The sequence below is a fragment of the Rahnella sp. PAMC25559 genome, from assembly GCF_050632365.1.
In the GTDB taxonomy this organism is placed as follows: domain Bacteria; phylum Pseudomonadota; class Gammaproteobacteria; order Enterobacterales; family Enterobacteriaceae; genus Rahnella; species Rahnella rivi.
In genome coordinates, this window is the sequence record NZ_CP192543.1 from 2,339,801 (window position 1) to 2,356,983 (window position 17,183).

The window sequence follows — 17,183 nt, forward strand, 5'->3', positions numbered from 1 at the left end:
GTGAAGGCCTTTTTCTTAACACAAGCGAATCAGTTAGCCAGGAAGCGTTTCTCGTCTGTCAGTACCTGCAGCAGCAGGCTGAGTTCAGGTTTCTGATCTTTAATGTGTTTGCCGTTGGCGTCGAAGGCGCGGTAATCCCCGTCGCTTTCCAGTTCCAGCGTCTGGTCCGGCGTGGTGATGACCAGCGTGCCATCGTCACTGGTGGTCACCCAGTTGTGGCGACGTTTCGCAGCAAACAAATCTTCACCCTGCGAGTAATCCGCCGGCGATGTGGTGACGTGCAACAGGCGCTGCATCAGCGTGGTCATCACATCGGCATGTGCCGTCAGCTTATCGATATTCTGTGCCGGTGTGCCCGGCCAGTGAATGATCAGCGGCACCTGCAACTGCTGGCGGTTCATGGCATTGCCTGAACCCCAGGTACCGTTCTCATTGAATTCAATGCCGTGCGACGCGGTGATCACTACCACGGTTTTATCCAGCTCACCGCGATCTTTTAGCGATTGCAGGATAGCCGTGATTTGCTGATCGACGCTTTGTGCGCCGCGCTGGTAACGATGAATAAAGGTATTCCCCACCGGCACGCTGTCGCCGTTCTGGCGCAGCGAAGCACTGATGCCGTTCAGATTCACGTAGGAGAACCACGGGCCATTGCCGCGCACGTTCAGCCATTGTTGCCACTGCGCCACCGTCTGTTGATCGGACTGTTTCACCGGCGCTGGCAGCGTAAAGTCGGTCAGTAATGCCTGACGGTACAGCGGATTATCAAAGCCGTCAGAGGCAAACAGGCCAAACTCGTAGCCCTGCTGTTCCAGCGAGGTCACCAGCGCAGAAGGTTTACGGGCAGCGAGAATGCCCTGCATGTAGGTCGGCGAGATGCCGTAGAACAGGCCGAACTGGCCGGTATCATCACGATTGCCGGAGCTGAAATGCTGCTCAAAACGGATGTTCTGTTTGGCAAAATCGTTCAGTGCAGGCATGTCCTTATCCAGCGTGGAAGTATGCACGCCGTCCAGCACCACCATCAGAAGATTGTATTTGGTGCCGGTATTGCGGAACGTGATGCTGTTGAGCGGGTATTCCACCGCCAGCGCTTCCGGATTTCCCTGCTCGATAAGGCGCCGCTGGTACTCTTCGGCGTTCAGCAGACCATGTTTTTCAAGGAATTTGCGCGCGGTCATCGGGTAAGAGAGCGGCAGATTTGAACGCTGCATGGTGATCGGGCGATAGAAATTGGCATCCGCCCAGATATACATCAGGTGCGAGGCAAAGAAGCTGACGATGAACAGCACGACGATGGGTTTGGCAAAATTGCGGCGGTTGAGGCTGCGCAGCTTTTGCCATGCCCAGGTCCCGAACAGCATTTCGAGCAGGAAAATCACCGGCACGGCAATAAACATCAGCTGCCAGTCGCGCGCCATCTCGCCCCGTCCGGGGTTGACGACCAGTTCCCAAACCACAGGATTGATGTGCAGGTGGAAACGGGTAAAGACCTCGGTATCCACCAGCACCAGCGTAAGCCCGGCAGTCGCCAGTATCGCTGACAGGAAACGCAACAGCCTTTGCGACATCACCACGAAGGTCAGCGGGAAGATGATCAGCAGATAGGCGGCGAAACCGATAAAACTGAAATGCCCAAGCCAGCTGACCAGCGCGTAAATGCGCCCTTGCAGGGAAGAAGGCCAGTCAGAAACAAACAGGTAGCGGCTGCCGATCCCAAGAATGAGCAGGATATTAAACAGGGCGAACCAGTGCCCCCAGCTGATCATCTGGGAAACTTTTTCGCGATAGCGCTGACTATTTGTCACCATGAGAGGTATTGGGCAAGTAATGGATTAATGGGCTTTATCTTCTCTTATCGACGCTTGCAAGGCATTAGCAAAAGACTGTGATAACGCTTTGCGCTGTGCAGGAGCGACGCTGGTATTAATCAGGTTAGTCACCATATTGCCCAGAACCATCAGAGAAAGATCGGTTGGGGCGCGGTGCTTTTCAAGAACGGTTGCCAGCTCGGAAAGGAGCTGTTCAACATGTTCGTCACTGTAACGGGATGATTGTGCCATAGAGTATTGTGCTTCTTGATCTGACAAAGTCCAATATCTTAGCTGATCACGGCATCAGTTTCCGCATTTTTATAACGGAGATAACGTTCCGGTATTGATCGCATCTATTAATCAGTGTTTCAGCGGCGGGAGTGGTTGCGGCTTTGGCGCTTCAGTGTTTGAATACGCCCCGCAGGCAAACCCCCCTTATACGGCTGCATTTCTAACAGGAGAAATTCCCCATGAGTCTGGATATCGAGCAGATCGCTCTACACCAGTTGAACAAACGCGATGAGCAAACGCTGGATGTTGTGCTGCGCGACACGCTTTTGACGCCAAATGCTGCCGTTGATGAAATGATGGCGGAATTGCACCGCGTTTACAGTGCAAAAAGCAAAGCGTACGGTCTGTTCAACGAAGACAGCGAGCTGGCGGTTGCACTGCGTGGCTGCCGCAAAGGGGACGATGATTTCCTGTCATTCAGCCGCGCCGCCACCGGCCGCCTGCGTGACGAGCTGGCTAAATATCCGTTCGCCGAAGGCGGCGTGGTGCTGTTTTGCCATTATCGCTTCCTGGCGGTGGATTATTTACTGGTCGCGGTGCTGAACAGCCGCAGCAGTATGCGCGTGAATGAGCAACTGGATGTGAGCAGTATTCATTATCTGGACATCAACCATGCGGACATCGTGGCGCGTATCGATCTGACCGAATGGGAAACCAATCCTGAATCCACCCGTTATCTGACGTTCCTTAAAGGTCGGGTAGGGCGCAAAGTTTCTGACTTCTTCATGGATTTCCTCGGCGCGTCCGTGGGTCTGGACACCAAAGCGCAAAACCGTGGTTTGTTACAGGCGGTGGATGATTTCTGTACCGAAGCGCAGCTCGATAAAAATGAGCGTCAGAATTACCGTCAGCAGGTTTACACCTACTGTAATGAGCAGTTGCAGGCAGGCGAAGAAATCGCCCTGGATGATTTGTCCGAAGAGCTGCCGCCGTGGAATGACAAGAAATTCAAAGAGTTTACTCAGGAGCAGGGATACGCGCTGGAAGAGACGTTCCCGGCGGACCGCAGCACCTTGCGTCAGCTGACCAAATTCGCTGGCAGCGGCGGCGGTCTGAGCATTAATTTCGATGCCATGCTGATGGGCGAACGTATTTTCTGGGATCCGGCGACCGATACGCTGACCATTAAAGGTACGCCACCCAATCTGCGGGATCAGTTGCAGCGTAAAAGCGGGAAGTAATTCCCGATCCTCTCCCTGGTGAAAGGGGAGAAAACCTGAACAGCGCCCAATAAAAAACACCGCCTGAGCGGTGTTTTTTATTTGTTCTCGCACGGCGTCCCGATGCGCAACAACTCAGTCAGCGATTAAACGCGAACGAAGTCGATGTGAGCCAGTTTTGGCTTGAACGGGTGGCGCTGAACAGCCTGAACTTTAACTTTGGTTTCTTTACCGTCGACAACCAGAGTAATAGCTTCAGAGTAGAACTCCGCTTTAACTTCCATGTTCTTAACAGAATCATGGTCCAGTTTGATAGAAACTGGAGCAGCTGAGCCACCGTAAATGATAGCTGGGAATTTGTTTTCTAAACGCAGGCGGCGGCTCGCACCTTTGCCCTGCTCTGCTTCCGGACGTACTTCAACATTGATAGTGAACATTGTATGTTTCTCTATTAGCACTACTTCTAAGATTTGCCCCGCCACCTGCGACCGAGTGACGAGTTGAGTATTACGGCTTCCACACAAGGCGAAAGCGGGCGGTATGATACCGGAGCAGGGCGGTGGCAGCAATATAAATAGCCAGGATCCGCTTATTTACTCACCCGCGCAGTTCATTGGCACGCCGGTATCGCCCCTCATAATCAAACATTTTCTCCCGCACCTGCCAGAACTGACCCTTCATGCGGGCCACCACGAAATCCGGGTGGCGCAGTAAAACCTGCAGCGCGACGATATCCGCCGCCGTCTGCCATTCCAGCGGCACACCCGGCGCGCGCTGGTGAGGGCGCAGGAAATTGTGCAAAAACGCCATGCGTTGGGCGGGCGTGCTAAGACGGTAACGTTCGGAGACATCCGCGCCGTCTTCATCGTAATAGGTGATTTTCAGCCATTCGCCTTTATCGTCGCGCCCGTGTTCCAGATTCATGCCGCTGCAGCGCAGCACCAGCGCATCTTTCAGGCGCAGTGCGGCTTTCAGCATATCGTCCGGATCGACCAGAATTTCCTGGCACTGGTGGCAACGCCGCGCGGCGATATCATTTTCCGCGCCGCAGTGCGGGCAACTTTTAAAGCGGAAACGGAAATCGCACTGCTCGCGGTTGCCCTCGTCATCTTCCAGCACGCCCTGACAGCGGCGGCCAAAATGTTCGATGATTGTGCCGTCTTCGGTGGTTTTCCCCCAGAAGATATTGGCGAAGCCGCAGGCGGGGCAGAAGACCTGCACCGGTTTGTTATCGCCCGCCGGTTTATGGCTGCCGACTTCCGGCGTGAAAAGATCGTGCGGGTTTCCGGCGTAATCGAGGATCAGACAATCGGTTTTACCCGGCGCCAGACGCAGCCCGCGCCCGACGATTTGCTGATACAGGCTGACCGATTCCGTCGGACGCAAAATGGCGATCAAGTCAACGTGCGGGGCGTCAAAACCGGTGGTCAGCACCGAGACGTTCACCAGATAGCGTAACTGCTGCGCTTTAAATGCCGTGATCAGACGGTCGCGTTCGACGGCGTGCGTTTGTGCGCTGATAAGCGCCGCTTCGCCTTTCGGCAGCAGGCCAAAAATCTCACCGGCATGTTCCACCGTGGAAGCAAAAATCATCACGCCTTTGCGATCCTGCGAGAACTCTACGATCTGGCTGATGATGTGTGGCGTGATACGTTTTTGCTGGCGCAGTTCGTTGTTCAGATCCGCTTCGCTGAACAGCCCGTTGCTGTTGGCCTGCAACCGGCTGAAATCGTAACTCACCACCGGCATATCGAGCCGCTCAGGCGGCACCAGAAAGCCGTTTTTGATCATGTAACGTAAAGGCAGTTCATAGATGCAGTCGCGGAACAGGCTGTTGGCATCGCCGCGCACCATGCCCTGATGGTGGTACTGATAAATCCAGCCTTTGCCGAGACGGTAAGGCGTGGCCGTCAGCCCGAGCAGGCGCAGGCGCGGGTTTTGCGCTTTCAGGTGGGTAATGATTTGCTGATACTGACTGGTGTCATCGTCAGAAATGCGGTGGCATTCATCGACGATCAGCAGGGAAAACTCACCGCTGAATGCCGCCAGATTGGGGGCCACGGACTGCACGCTGCCGAACACCACTTTGCCGCTGCTTTGTTTGAGGTTCAGCCCGGCGGCGAAGATATCCGCTTCCAGCCCGTAGGACAGGTATTTGCTGTGATTCTGAGCCACCAGTTCTTTGACATGCGCCAGCACCAGCACACGGCCACGCGCGACGCGGGCGAGTTCGGTAATCACCAGGCTTTTTCCCGCGCCGGTAGGCAGCACGATCACCGCCGGTTCATCGTGCTGACGGAAATGACGCAGCGTGGCGTCCACGGCATCTTGCTGATAGGGGCGGAGCGTAAAAGCAGTCACGGGTCGGCCATCACCTGTTCATTTACATGTTAATAAATACAGTGGTGGAGTATGCCAAGAAATCTGCCGCATGGCGATGAGCAATCAAATCACGCCGTGGGAATGTGTAGCCTGCTTATTTTTATGCTTTCCTCCTAGGATGCGTCGCTAAGCGCGGCTATACTCTCTGTCTCAATGCGGCAGTGCATCTGCCCCCTCGAAGTAATAATCACGTTTTGCAGTTATTGCGAATTGAAAGTATTACGAATCGAACAACCCTGAACCCTGTCAGTTGCTTGAATGCGGCGGCGGGGTCTTGTGTTTTATCAGTAACGCGATCACTCAGATCGCCATGTAAGGCAAGCCGATCCAATGCGTCTGGACAAGTTTTTATCTCAGCAATTAGGTGTAAGCCGCGCGCTCGTTCTGCGTGAGCTTCGCAACAAACGTGTCACCGTTGACGGTGAAATCGTCAAAACCGGCGCGATGAAAATCAGCCCCGAGCAGCGTGTCGAATTCGACGGTAACGTGCTGGATCAAATCACCGGCCCGCGTTATTTCATGCTTAATAAGCCGCAGGGCTATGTCTGTTCCACCGATGATCCCGATCACCCGACCGTGCTGTACTTCCTCGAAGAGCCGGTAGCGTACAAACTGCATGCCGCAGGGCGTCTGGATATCGACACTACCGGTCTGGTGTTAATGACCGACGACGGCCAGTGGTCGCACCGCATTACGTCTCCGCGCCATCAGTGCGAAAAAACCTATCTGGTGACGCTCGAAAATCCGCTGGCGGATGACACTGCCGCACAGTTTGAAGCGGGCGTTCAGCTGCACAACGAAGATTCCCTGACCAAACCGGCACAGCTTGAGCAAGTCGATGAGCGCGTGGTGCGTCTGACCATCAGCGAAGGCCGTTACCATCAGGTTAAACGCATGTTCGCCGCTGTGGGCAACCACGTTGTGGCACTGCACCGCGAACGCATTGGCGGGATTGTGATGGATGAAGATTTGGAGCCAGGTCAGTATCGTCCGTTAACTGAGCAGGAAATTGCCAGCGTTGGCATGCCCCCGCGGTAGTTTTTTCATTATCTGATTAATTTGGTGGTGAACGTGCAGGAAAAACCGGTATCCCATATTGGATTAATTTTCATTCTGGGATTGATATCGATGCTGATGCCATTGGCTATCGATATGTATCTGCCAAGTATGCCCGTGATTGCGCAGGAATATGGTGTTCCGGCGGGCAGTGTGCAAATGACCCTCAGCGCGTATGTGCTGGGTTTTGCGATAGGGCAGCTGTTTTACGGGCCGATGGCAGACAGCCTCGGGCGTAAACCGGTGATCTTCTGGGGCGTGATGATCTTTGCGGTGGCGGCCGGTGCCTGTGCGATGGCGCAGTCGGTCGAGCAACTGGTCTGGATGCGTTTCCTGCACGGCTTAGCCGCCGCCGCGGCCAGCGTGGTGATCAACGCCCTGATGCGCGATATGTTCACCAAAGACGAGTTCTCGCGGATGATGTCTTTCGTGGTGCTGGTGATGACCGTCGCGCCGCTGCTTGCTCCGATGCTGGGCGGGGTGCTGATGGTGCTGTTCAGCTGGCACGCGATATTCTGGGCGATGGCCATTGCGGCACTGATCGCAGCGACGCTGGTCGCGGTGTACATCAAAGAAACATTACCCAAAGAGCGAAGACAAAAATTCCATTTACGCACCAGCGTGGGCAACTTTGTCTCACTGTTCCGTCATAAACGCGTGCTCAGTTATATGCTGGCGAGTGGTTTCTCCTTCGCCGGGATGTTCTCTTTTCTCAGCGCCGGTCCGTTTGTCTATATCGAGCTGAACGGAGTTTCACCGCAGAATTTCGGCTTTTACTTTGCGCTCAATATTGTGGCGCTGGTGATCCTGACGCTTATCAACAGCCGTAACGTTCGCCGCGCAGGTGCCGTCAAAATGTTCCGTTTCGGCCTGTTTGTGCAGCTGGCGATGGGTATCTGGCTGGTCGTGGTTTGCCTGCTCGGTCTGCCGTTCTGGGCGATGGTGATGGGTGTGGCGGGGTATGTCGGCGTGATTGCCATGGTGACGTCTAACGCCATGGCGGTGATCATGGATGACTTTCCGCACATGGCCGGTACCGCGGCCTCTCTGGCCGGGACGATTCGTTTCGGCACCGGTGCGGCGATTGGTTCCATTCTGTCGCTGTTTACCGCGAAAAGTGCCTGGCCGATGGTCGGTTCAATGGCGTTTTGCGTGATTGCCGCCACTTTGCTGTACCTGTACGCGAGCCGCCCGCAGCCTCAAAAAGCATCATAAGAGCCGTTGCAGATGCGATCAAAAATAAAGGCTGGCTAAATAGTATTATTTAGCCAGCCTTTTTCTTTTTCTGCCGTTCAATATCAGTAAGTCAGCTTACTTTTGATTAAAGGTATTAAGCCGCTCAATACTGGATTTATACCCCAGTACCACATATGCCACCTGTGCCTCGACACCGGCGATCAGCGCATCTCTTTCTTCGGGCGTGATTTTATTTTTACGCGCAGCAAGCGCGACTTTCTGCATGGACTGCACGGCTTCATCCATCTCTTTCTGGAAGACTTTGACTGCCTCCAGCGTGGGCTCATTCTTTACCACTGTCAGCGCCTGATCGGCAGAATCACGGATAGCCATGAATTCTGCCGGGGTCGTTATGTTGTCTTTATCTATGCTTTTCAATGCACTGTCTAATTCAGGGTGTGATGTTTTTAGCGTTAAAGTCATGTTTATCTCCAGAGCGTAAAGTTAACTGCGAAGGACTTACGATCAGTGATTAGTACAAAATTTAAACGCGTATTATATAAAGTCTAAAAATTTGACTTTACTTCACCAATAATAATGCTTACCTGAATAATCATTATCATTTATACGAATTACCCCTGCATCAGGGCGACGTAATGATCAACCGGCAATGGGCGTATTTATGCTTTTCGTCTTGCGGCTTATCCGCATCCGGGCATATTCATCCGCCATCGCTTTGGCTTTCGCGCCGGGGATAAGCGCCATGTCGCACTCTTTCGGCAGTAACGTGGTGACCGCTGCGGCAATCAGTAACGACGCCACCAGCGCGTAAATCGCGGTGCTCTGACCGTACAGGCTGACCAGTACGCCGACCAGATACGGCCCGCAGAAGCCCCCTAAATTCCCCAGACCGTTAATCACACCGCGCGCGCTGCCTGCCACTTCCGGCGTGGTCACTTTGCCCGGAATGGTCCAGAAGGCGCTGGTGGCGGCTTGCAGGAAGAAACCGGCACCGACCAGGAAACCGTAGGCCGCCATGATGTTATGACCAAACGCCACCGACGCCGCCAGACAGGCCGCGAAACCACATAGCGGCAGGGCGATAAACATCCGGCGTTTGCCGGTTTTATCGGACATCACCGACATCGCCAGGATCCCCAGCATGGTGCCCACGTAAGGGATAATCGCCAGCATACCCACCGAGCTCATGTCGCCGCCGGTGAGGTTTTTCAGGATAGTCGGCAGCCACAGGGTGTAACCGTAGATGCCCGTCTGATAGAAGAAGTTAATGATGATCAGTTTGACGATAGAACCGTTGCGGAACACCTCTTTGAGCGGCGCATTGTTCACCGGCGCCAGCGCCCGCAGGGCGTCGCGTTCGCGGTTCAGCTCGGTGACCAGATAGTCGCGTTCACGCTCTGACAGCCATTTGGCTTCTTCCGGACGGTCGCTGATAGTGAACCACCAGAAAATCATCACCACGAAAGACAATGCCCCTTCAATGATGAACAACCAGCGCCAGTCGAGTGTATCCAGAATCAGGCCGGACAGCGGCGCGGTGATCATCCCGCCCAGCGGCGCGAACATCAGCACGTACGCATTGGCGCGGCCACGTTCTTTATCCGGGAACCAGTTGCTGACCATGGTCAGCACCACCGGCAGCATCCCGCCTTCGGCCACACCCAGCGCAAAGCGCAGGAACAGCAACTGATATTGATTGGTAATAAAGCCGGTCAGGATGGAGATCACCGCCCAGGCAATCAGCGAGCAGGCGATAAACTTACGTCCGCTGCCGTGAACCGCCAGGCTGCCGCCGGGAACCTGCAGGAATAAATACCCGATAAAGAATATACCGGCGGCCAGACCGGCCATTGATGCGGTAATGCCTAATTCAGCGTCCATTCCGCCGGGCATGGCGAAACTGATATTAACCCTGTCCATGAAAGAAATAATACAGGCGATAAGGATGGGAGCGATGACGCGTAACCAGCGGGCCTTAGGAATCTTATTATTCATATTCTTTCCTCTGTGTAGGGGTATCAGGCGATGCCCTAATAAAAGCATTTTGAGGAAAGTATTTCGTGACATGAGTCACGTTGAATTATGTTAAGAAAAGGTGTTACTTCTTACGTGATCCCACGCCTTATTTCAGGCGTGGATAAACGAAGGGTGACAGGGCAAAAGAAGAGGAAATACCCGGTTAAATGGTGCCGCCAAGCGAGATGCGGTAGTGCAAATCGACCCGCTCAATGGTAGGCAGATTATTGATTTTTTTGAGTAATATTTCAGACACCACTTTGCCCATTTCAAAGCGCGGCGTGATGACACTGGCCAGCAGCGGCGTGGTGGCCAGCCCGATATCCAGCCCGTGGAAACCGGAAATCGCCATGTCCTGCGGTACGCGGATGCCTAATTTCAGGCATTCCTGTAACACGCCGACCGCAATATCGTCATTGGTGCATAAGATTGCATTGGTTTGCGGATCCAGCTGGCGCGCCATTGCCAGCATGCCTGCGCCAATAGACACCGACGAGACTTTATTTGGCGTGATATGCACCGGCGTCAGCCCGCGTTCATTCATGGCGCGGCAATATCCCTGATAACGTTTCTGATCGCGGGCATCAGACATCGAGCCGAAATAGACCACATGCTGTTTGCCGCTGGCGAGCAGCGTGGTGGCCATGTCGTAGCCGGCCTGCTGATTGTCAAACCCTACGGCGATCCGGCCATGGGTATCATCCAGATCCATCACCTGCGCCACGGGAATATCCGCCGCATTCAGGTACTTATCGGCTTTCAGCGTATGGACGGAATCCGTCAGGATAAGCCCCGCCAGCTGATAACCCAGCAGGTTGATGATGTGCTCTTCTTCGCGCTCTTTGCTGTAATCATAATTGACCACCAGCGTCTGGTAGCCCTGTGCCGAGGTCACCGATTCAATACCGGCCAGCAAATCGGAGAAGATCTGATTATTAAACGACGGCACAAGAATGCCGATGCGCGGCGCTTTGGCCGGTCCCCGCGCCTCTTCCAGCGGATATCCCACTTCCTCCATCACCCTGGTGATGCGCTCGCGGGTTTCAGGAGACACCTTTTCCGGCGTGCGCAGAAAACGACTTACCGTCATCTTGGTCACATCTGCCAGTTGGGCGATATCCTGTAGTGTCACGCGCTGATTTCTCATGCGGAATGTTCCTGGTTGTGCCTGCAAATAGTCCTGATTATTGAAACAGAAAGCGCCGTGAATTGTTATCAAAATGATGATGATCACACGAAGGGTAACAGCGTTTTTTAACATCCTTCAAAGTGATCTGCATCACAGTTTGCCCGCGCCTAAAACGTTGTAGTGTGGCTAACGCTTCGAACCGCTTCCTCCATAAGGCCAATGCTATGACAAATCTCTTCTCACTGGATAACAAAAAGATACTGGTCACCGGATCCACGCGCGGTCTGGGTTTCCTGCTGGCGAAAGGGCTGGCGCAGCACGGCGCTGAAATTATCGTCAACGGTACGCAACAGGCTTCCACGCAAAAGGCGGCGGAAGCCCTGCGGGCGGAAGGTTTTATCGCTCATGCCGTTGCGTTTGATGTCACCAGCAGTCAGGCGGTGAATCAGGGGATTGACCATATTGAAAGCACCATCGGACCGATTGATGTGCTGATCAATAACGCCGGGATCCAGCGCCGTCACAAATTCACCGAGTTTCCGGAAAAAGACTGGGACGACGTGATCGCCGTGAATCAGAAATCTGTGTTTTTGGTGTCGCAGGCGGTAGCGCGTTACATGATCCCGCGCGAGCGCGGCAAAATTATCAATATCGGTTCGATGCAAAGCGAGCTGGGCCGCGACACCATCACGCCTTACGCCGCGTCCAAGGGCGCGGTGAAAATGCTGACCCGCGGCATGTGTGTTGAGCTGGCGCGCTACAATATTCAGGTGAACGGCATCGCACCGGGCTATTTCAAAACCGACATGACGCAGGCGCTGGTGGATAACAAAGAGTTCTCCGACTGGCTGTGTAAACGCACACCGGCAGCGCGCTGGGGTAACCCGGAAGAGCTGGTCGGCGGCGCAGTTTATCTGTCATCCCGGGCCTCAGATTTCGTCAACGGGCATCTTTTATTCATTGATGGCGGCATGCTGGCCGCGGTGTAGAAGGAAGCGAGATGAGCACAGAAAACGCGAAAATTGCTTTAGTCACCGGCGGCGGGAGCGGCATTGGCCTGAGTGCCGCGAAGGCGCTGGAAGCGATCGGTTTTACCGTGATCCTGGCCGGGCGCAATAAAGAAAAACTGGATCAGGCGGTGAAGTTATTTGCAGCGGGGCAGGCGGTGGCGCGGCAACTGGATGTTACCAGCCCGCAGTCGGTCGCTGCGCTGTTTCAGGATATTCAGGAAACCTTCGGCCGGCTGGATGTGCTGTTCAATAACGCCGGTAACAATGTGAAGGATGTGCCCATCGACGAACTGCCGGTGGAAGACTGGCTGTCGGTGATCAACACCAATCTGACCGGCGTATTTTTATGTACGCAGGCGGCGGTAAAACTGATGAAACAGCAATCGCCGCAGGGCGGGCGCATCATCAATAATGGCTCGATTTCGGCGCAGTCGCCGCGCCCGAATTCTGCGCCGTACACCGCCAGCAAACACGCCATTACCGGTCTGACCAAATCCACCGCGCTGGATGGGCGCGCATTCAATATTGCCTGCGGGCAGATTGATGTCGGCAATGCGGCGACGGATATGGGCAATAAAGCGCTGGCGGGCAGAATGCAGGCCGACGGGCATATCGCCGAAGAACCGGTGATCCCGGTGGAACGTGTCGGTGAGGCGGTGGCATTTATGGCCGGTTTGCCGCTCGATACTAACGTGCTGACCATGACCGTCATGGCGAGCGCGATGCCGCTGGTGGGCAGAGGTTAAGCTGAGTTTCTGACATAAAAAAACGGCCCTTAAGCAGGGCCGTTTTGCATTGCATTGAACGAATTACGCCGCTTTCGCTTTGCGTTTGCGTCCGAGCCAGAAAATCAGCACCAGCAGAATCACCACGCCTGCCACCATCGCCGGCGCCATGAACGGCTGGAGTTTTGCCAGCAATGTGACCGGCCCGCCGGCGCGTAACACCGCGACATCCTGCGCGTTAACCTGCACGCCCGCGTTGCCGTAGTTCTTCAGCACATAGTTGGAGATATCGGCAATCTGCTGATCGTCGAGCTGACCGACATACGAACCCACGCCAAATTTCGGCATCAGCACATGATGGTCACCGACCTGGCGATCCACGCCGTACAGAATGGCGGAAATCAGGTTTGACGCGTTGCCCAGACCGGTAGCTGTGTTGTTAAACAGCGACGGGTACGCCTGATTCTTGCTGCCGGAGCCGTCCGGCTGATGACAGCTGGCGCAATAACCGCTGAACAAGGCCGCACCGTTATCGATGGTTTTGTTCGCGTTATACGGATGCGCGCCGCGCAGGCCTTCTTCCACGTTTACCGGCTTACCGAAAGTATCCGCTGCCTGCGTATCCCGCGGGTCGCGCACCGGTGTGCTGTTTTTCAGGTAGAAGGCAATCGCGTTCAGATCCGTGTCAGACATGTATTGCAGGCTGTTTTGCACCGCTTCTGCCATGCCGCCTGCCGCCTGATTTTTCCCGGCGGTACGGCCGGTTTTCAGGTATTCCACCAGCTGAGCCTGCGACCAGTTGCCGATACCGCTGACCGGATCAGAACTGATGTTCGGTGCATACCAAGGGCCGACCATGCCGCCCGCCAGCGGTTTATCGGTCACTGAACCCATCATCAGGTTACGTGGCGTGTGGCAGGTATCACAGTGACCGGCACCGTTGACCAGATACGCGCCGCGGTTCCATTGCTCGCTTTTCGACGGATCCGGCTTAAACGGCGTGCTGTCGAGATACATCATGTTCCAGCCCGCCATCGCAATACGCATGTTGAACGGGAACGGCAGGGCGGTTTCAGTATTCGGTTGCTCGACCGGCTTCACCCCTTGCAGGAAGTAGACATACAGCGCGTGCATGTCGGCATCGCTCATATGGCTGTAAGAGGTGTAAGGCATGGCCGGATACAGGTTTGCCCCATCCGGACGAACGCCTGCACGCACCGCGCGGGTAAACTGTTCTTCGGTGTAATTACCGATACCAAACTGCTTCGACGGTGTGATGTTGGTGGTATAAATCGTGCCCATCGGCGAGTGGATTTCATAGCCACCGGCAAACGGCTTACCGCCTTCCGGCGCGGTATGACAGGCCTGACAGTCAGCGGCGGTCGCCACTTCCTGACCCTGACGGATAAGCTCCGCCTGATTGTCCTGTGCCGCAGCGAACCCGCAAAACGAAGCACTTAACAGGCAGGCAACAAGGATTTTTTTCATGCTGCACCTGCCAGTTTTTTCGCCATGTCATCCGCCGCTTTCAGGCCCAGTGCGGCCATGGTCAGCGTACTGTTCACCACGCTGGAAGACGGGATCGCACCGCCGCCCGGCAACCACAGGTTAGCGTGGTCATGCGCACGGCATTCACCGTTGACCACGGAATCCTTCGGATCGCTGCCCATGATGGTGCCGCCCATGATGTGGTTGTTGGCGTTCAGGCTGGTGGTGATGTTGAATTCTTCCGCCATAAACAGGGAACCGATGTGTTCCAGCTGCTTGTGGGCGGCTTCGGCACCTTTACGCACGTAATCGCCAACGTCGTAATGAATGTCCGGGCACGGCAGACCGTGCGGATCTTTACGGGTGGTGCTCAGGGTCAGGCGGTTATTCGGATCCGGCAGCGGTTCCAGGCTGATGGACAAATCCACGCCAAAGATGGAACGGCGGCGGATCTCTTCATCCAGCTCTTTCCCCACCAGCCCCATCTGCAACGCTTTTGACGTCGCCGGGATCACGCGGCTGATATTGTTGAGGATCATTTTGTTGGCAGAATACTCTTTGCGGAAATCGCCATCGCGGGGGCCGACCAGGCAGCTGCTCTGCGCCGGACCACGGCCAATCCACAGGGGTTCTTTGGCGATAAACGTACAGTGGAAACCGGAGTGATCCATCATGTTACGGCCAACGTGATCGGACGAGTTGGCAATCCCGTTCGGGTTCTTTTCGTTAGCCGCCATCAGCAGCAGACGCGGGGTTTCGATACCGTTACAGGCCAGTGCGAACACTTTACCGGTGGCTTTATGCGATTTTTTGTCGCTGTCCAGCCAGTGAACGGCGGTCACATTGTTGTTTTCATCGGTGTCGATTTTGTAGACCACCGCTTCGGCCAGTACCACGGCACCTTTGTTTTCGGCGCGTTCCACGTGGGCAATACCGTTATACATGGCACCGATCGGGCAGATGGGCTGGCAGTTGTTGTTACCGCAACAGGTCGGGCGACCGTTCCACGGACGGGTGCTGCGGCCCTGCGGGATCGGCACCGAACGGTAACCGTGCGGGTTCACGATTTCAGCGAAACGGGTGTCGCCGTAACCGTAAGGCACCTGCTCCATCGGATAGGGTTTGCTGCGCTCGGAAGGGGACTGCAACGCCGGGTCATTCGGGCCTGCTACGCCAATTTCTTCTTCTGCGCGGCAGTAATAAGGTTCGAGTTCATCATAGGAAATCGGCCAGTCACGACCCACGCCGTATAACGTTTTCATTTTGAAATCGTTAGGAACGTGACGCCAGCAGGACGCTGCCCAGTGCCAGGTGGTGCCGCCGACGGTGCGCAGATAGCCTTGCTTGAAGCTGCCCGCGCTCGGGCCGGTCAGATGGACATAGTTATTTTCCGGGAAATAGAGCGGCGCGGGGGCGTTTTCTGACTGCGGGTAAAGTCCCTGGAAATCAGAACCGGCACGGTTATCGAACGGCATATTGCGCCAGTTCTCCACGGCCTGCGCACGTTCAATACGCAGACCGGCTTCCAGCACCAGTACGGAATAGCCCTGGCTGACCAGTTGATCGGCAATCATGCCGCCCACGACGCCGGAACCGACAACGATCACATCAGCAGACGCATCGCCGTCTGCGGTAAATTCGGGTTTTTTCATCAGGCTTTGCTCACATCAGCAGATTCAGAAATGTTGGTAAAACGGTCGGCGTTCATGGATTCAGGCATCGCGGCGTCAGGCGGCGCAGCGGTGAAGTACAGCGGACCGTTACCGCAGTAAGTCGGCACGATCAGGCCGTCGCTTACCGGGCGATACATCAGTGCATCTTTATACGATATTAAAATGGAATCGGTACCATGACCGACTGTGCCGGTGTACCAGGCGGTGACGATCAGCGTCACCAGATCACCCAGGCCTTGCTGGCGGGCGGCTTCCTGCAAGGCTTTGGCGGATTGCCCCGGTTTGACCAGCGCATGTAGCTGAGTGACCTGCGCGGCGAAATCAGGATGCGAGCGGTGGAACGCGTTGAAAATCTGCGCGGAAGCACCTTCGCTGATATTTTTATGTTCTGTGATGGCCTGAGAGATCAGGTAGAACTGACCGAAAATAACCGGCGACGCGGTGGCCGTCTCTTTTTCAGCCAGGCTCAGGAACGGAAAGCCGAGCAGGGTGCTGGCAACCATTGCGGAGGTTAAACCTTTCAGCAGTTGACGACGACTGAAACCGGTTCCATTGGCAGTGACATTGCTTTCCATGATTGAAGGATCGTTTTCCATCTCATTTCTCGCTGGGTTGGGTGTGAGCCAAATGACTCAGGAATGCGTAATAAAATGACTTTTAGTGATATTTATCAGAAGGTTAAGGCGGGAGGCTTTCATCCTGACAGGCGATATCAGTAATAACGATGCGGATGATAAGCCAATAATAGGGGTTTTGTGCAAACAAATTGTGCGGATTTATTAACATTAGATCACGAATTTAACGTATTATGCGCCGCGCTGAAAGCTGTAACCAGATGGTTCATTTCACAATGAAATAGCTGACAGCCTCACACATTTTTTTACTGCGAATAACCTTTATCTGACTGATAAATAATAAGTTAATCTGCCGCTTATTTTTAAGCACTCACACCATATGTAAATTTTATGTAAACAAATAGAAGTTAAAAAGTAGCCACCAATGCTTAAAATGGTTGTTAAATAAAGCGAAAAAGGTTACAAAGAAGCCAAAATGAGATCTGGCTCCCACAAACGTCGGGAGCAGACAAAACAAGGCTACTGTCAGCTGGCTGGCTTTTGATTACGTTAATTTAATGTTAATGATTTGAGCATTAATTGGGCAAAGCGGCGTCTGTCGTCTATAACTGGTATAGATGTTACGCATTTGCAGATGAAGTGTATAAATCATTATCTGGGGAATCCC

At 54.4% G+C, this 17,183-nt stretch carries 15 protein-coding genes; 5 read left to right on the forward strand and 10 right to left on the reverse strand.

Annotated elements, in window-relative coordinates:
• Positions 1-29: 29 nt before the first annotated feature.
• Both yejM and ACQZQY_RS12085 read right to left on the reverse strand, forming a co-directional pair.
• Entirely contained in the window at positions 30-1,811 is a 1,782-nt protein-coding gene (gene yejM / locus ACQZQY_RS12080; protein WP_056778439.1) for an LPS biosynthesis-modulating metalloenzyme YejM, read from the reverse strand.
• Positions 1,812-1,835: 24 nt separating this feature from the next.
• Positions 1,836-2,063 (reverse strand): YejL family protein, encoded by a 228-nt coding sequence (locus ACQZQY_RS12085; RefSeq protein WP_056778441.1) that lies wholly within the window; start codon positions 2,061-2,063, stop codon positions 1,836-1,838.
• Between the two features lie 221 nt (positions 2,064-2,284).
• On the opposite strand from ACQZQY_RS12085, the gene yejK reads away from it, so the two are divergent.
• Positions 2,285-3,286: a nucleoid-associated protein YejK gene (gene yejK, locus ACQZQY_RS12090; RefSeq protein ID WP_183846323.1), complete on the forward strand. Its 1,002-nt coding sequence runs from the start codon at positions 2,285-2,287 to the stop codon at positions 3,284-3,286.
• 125 nt (positions 3,287-3,411) lie between these two features.
• Here yejK and rplY read toward each other — a convergent pair whose 3' ends face one another.
• Positions 3,412-3,702 (reverse strand): 50S ribosomal protein L25, encoded by a 291-nt coding sequence (rplY, locus tag ACQZQY_RS12095; protein WP_056778449.1) that lies wholly within the window; start codon positions 3,700-3,702, stop codon positions 3,412-3,414.
• Between the two features lie 160 nt (positions 3,703-3,862).
• The gene (locus ACQZQY_RS12100) at positions 3,863-5,626 is read right to left on the reverse strand and encodes a DEAD/DEAH box helicase (protein ID WP_431295675.1); all 1,764 of its coding nucleotides are present in this window, start codon (positions 5,624-5,626) and stop codon (positions 3,863-3,865) included.
• 351 nt (positions 5,627-5,977) lie between these two features.
• Here ACQZQY_RS12100 and rsuA point away from each other — a divergent pair, with 351 nt between their 5' ends.
• Both rsuA and ACQZQY_RS12110 read left to right on the forward strand, forming a co-directional pair.
• Positions 5,978-6,685 carry a 16S rRNA pseudouridine(516) synthase RsuA gene (gene rsuA, locus ACQZQY_RS12105; protein WP_056778457.1) on the forward strand — a complete coding sequence of 236 codons (708 nt, stop codon included), beginning with the start codon at positions 5,978-5,980 and terminating at the stop codon, positions 6,683-6,685.
• 90 nt (positions 6,686-6,775) lie between these two features.
• Positions 6,776-7,918 carry a Bcr/CflA family multidrug efflux MFS transporter gene (locus tag ACQZQY_RS12110; RefSeq protein ID WP_238485263.1) on the forward strand — a complete coding sequence of 381 codons (1,143 nt, stop codon included), beginning with the start codon at positions 6,776-6,778 and terminating at the stop codon, positions 7,916-7,918.
• 96 nt (positions 7,919-8,014) lie between these two features.
• Here ACQZQY_RS12110 and ACQZQY_RS12115 read toward each other — a convergent pair whose 3' ends face one another.
• The 3 genes from ACQZQY_RS12115 to ACQZQY_RS12125 all read right to left on the reverse strand — a co-directional run bounded on the left by ACQZQY_RS12115 (position 8,015) and on the right by ACQZQY_RS12125 (position 11,063).
• Positions 8,015-8,362: a hypothetical protein gene (locus ACQZQY_RS12115; protein ID WP_056778461.1), complete on the reverse strand. Its 348-nt coding sequence runs from the start codon at positions 8,360-8,362 to the stop codon at positions 8,015-8,017.
• 177 nt (positions 8,363-8,539) lie between these two features.
• A complete protein-coding gene (locus ACQZQY_RS12120) occupies positions 8,540-9,895 on the reverse strand; it encodes an MFS transporter (protein ID WP_136375806.1) in 1,356 nt (451 codons plus the stop codon).
• Between the two features lie 184 nt (positions 9,896-10,079).
• On the reverse strand, positions 10,080-11,063 hold the full coding sequence (locus ACQZQY_RS12125) for a LacI family DNA-binding transcriptional regulator (protein WP_056778469.1): 984 nt from the start codon (positions 11,061-11,063) through the stop codon (positions 10,080-10,082).
• 206 nt (positions 11,064-11,269) lie between these two features.
• Here ACQZQY_RS12125 and idnO point away from each other — a divergent pair, with 206 nt between their 5' ends.
• Complete coding sequence (idnO, locus tag ACQZQY_RS12130) at positions 11,270-12,034, forward strand: gluconate 5-dehydrogenase (RefSeq protein WP_056778472.1); 765 nt, start codon at positions 11,270-11,272, stop codon at positions 12,032-12,034.
• Between the two features lie 11 nt (positions 12,035-12,045).
• Positions 12,046-12,801 (forward strand): SDR family oxidoreductase, encoded by a 756-nt coding sequence (locus ACQZQY_RS12135; protein WP_136374936.1) that lies wholly within the window; start codon positions 12,046-12,048, stop codon positions 12,799-12,801.
• A 63-nt stretch (positions 12,802-12,864) separates the two neighbouring features.
• On the opposite strand, the gene ACQZQY_RS12140 is transcribed toward ACQZQY_RS12135, so the two are convergent.
• From ACQZQY_RS12140 to ACQZQY_RS12150, 3 genes are read right to left on the reverse strand one after another with little or no spacing between them, the layout of a single operon-like run.
• Positions 12,865-14,268 (reverse strand): cytochrome c, encoded by a 1,404-nt coding sequence (locus tag ACQZQY_RS12140; RefSeq protein WP_056778479.1) that lies wholly within the window; start codon positions 14,266-14,268, stop codon positions 12,865-12,867.
• Positions 14,265-15,920: a GMC family oxidoreductase gene (locus ACQZQY_RS12145; RefSeq protein ID WP_414071382.1), complete on the reverse strand. Its 1,656-nt coding sequence runs from the start codon at positions 15,918-15,920 to the stop codon at positions 14,265-14,267. The genes ACQZQY_RS12140 and ACQZQY_RS12145 overlap by 4 nt, the downstream gene beginning before the upstream one ends.
• The gene (locus ACQZQY_RS12150; protein ID WP_183846333.1) at positions 15,920-16,537 is read right to left on the reverse strand and encodes a sorbitol dehydrogenase family protein; all 618 of its coding nucleotides are present in this window, start codon (positions 16,535-16,537) and stop codon (positions 15,920-15,922) included. The genes ACQZQY_RS12145 and ACQZQY_RS12150 overlap by 1 nt, the downstream gene beginning before the upstream one ends.
• Between the last annotated feature and the right edge of the window lie 646 nt (positions 16,538-17,183).

Excerpts from the sequence above, each read along its gene's own strand:
- yejM (WP_056778439.1), bottom strand. The coding sequence starts at position 1,811 with ATGGTGACAAATAGTCAGCGCTATCGCGAAAAAGTTTCCCAGATGATC.
- ACQZQY_RS12085 (WP_056778441.1), bottom strand. The coding sequence starts at position 2,063 with ATGGCACAATCATCCCGTTACAGTGACGAACATGTTGAACAGCTCCTT.
- yejK (WP_183846323.1), top strand. The coding sequence starts at position 2,285 with ATGAGTCTGGATATCGAGCAGATCGCTCTACACCAGTTGAACAAACGC.
- rplY (WP_056778449.1), bottom strand. The coding sequence starts at position 3,702 with ATGTTCACTATCAATGTTGAAGTACGTCCGGAAGCAGAGCAGGGCAAA.
- rsuA (WP_056778457.1), top strand. The coding sequence starts at position 5,978 with ATGCGTCTGGACAAGTTTTTATCTCAGCAATTAGGTGTAAGCCGCGCG.
- ACQZQY_RS12110 (WP_238485263.1), top strand. The coding sequence starts at position 6,776 with ATGCTGATGCCATTGGCTATCGATATGTATCTGCCAAGTATGCCCGTG.
- ACQZQY_RS12115 (WP_056778461.1), bottom strand. The coding sequence starts at position 8,362 with ATGACTTTAACGCTAAAAACATCACACCCTGAATTAGACAGTGCATTG.
- ACQZQY_RS12120 (WP_136375806.1), bottom strand. The coding sequence starts at position 9,895 with ATGAATAATAAGATTCCTAAGGCCCGCTGGTTACGCGTCATCGCTCCC.
- ACQZQY_RS12125 (WP_056778469.1), bottom strand. The coding sequence starts at position 11,063 with ATGAGAAATCAGCGCGTGACACTACAGGATATCGCCCAACTGGCAGAT.
- idnO (WP_056778472.1), top strand. The coding sequence starts at position 11,270 with ATGACAAATCTCTTCTCACTGGATAACAAAAAGATACTGGTCACCGGA.
- ACQZQY_RS12135 (WP_136374936.1), top strand. The coding sequence starts at position 12,046 with ATGAGCACAGAAAACGCGAAAATTGCTTTAGTCACCGGCGGCGGGAGC.
- ACQZQY_RS12140 (WP_056778479.1), bottom strand. The coding sequence starts at position 14,268 with ATGAAAAAAATCCTTGTTGCCTGCCTGTTAAGTGCTTCGTTTTGCGGG.
- ACQZQY_RS12145 (WP_414071382.1), bottom strand. The coding sequence starts at position 15,920 with ATGAAAAAACCCGAATTTACCGCAGACGGCGATGCGTCTGCTGATGTG.
- ACQZQY_RS12150 (WP_183846333.1), bottom strand. The coding sequence starts at position 16,537 with ATGGAAAACGATCCTTCAATCATGGAAAGCAATGTCACTGCCAATGGA.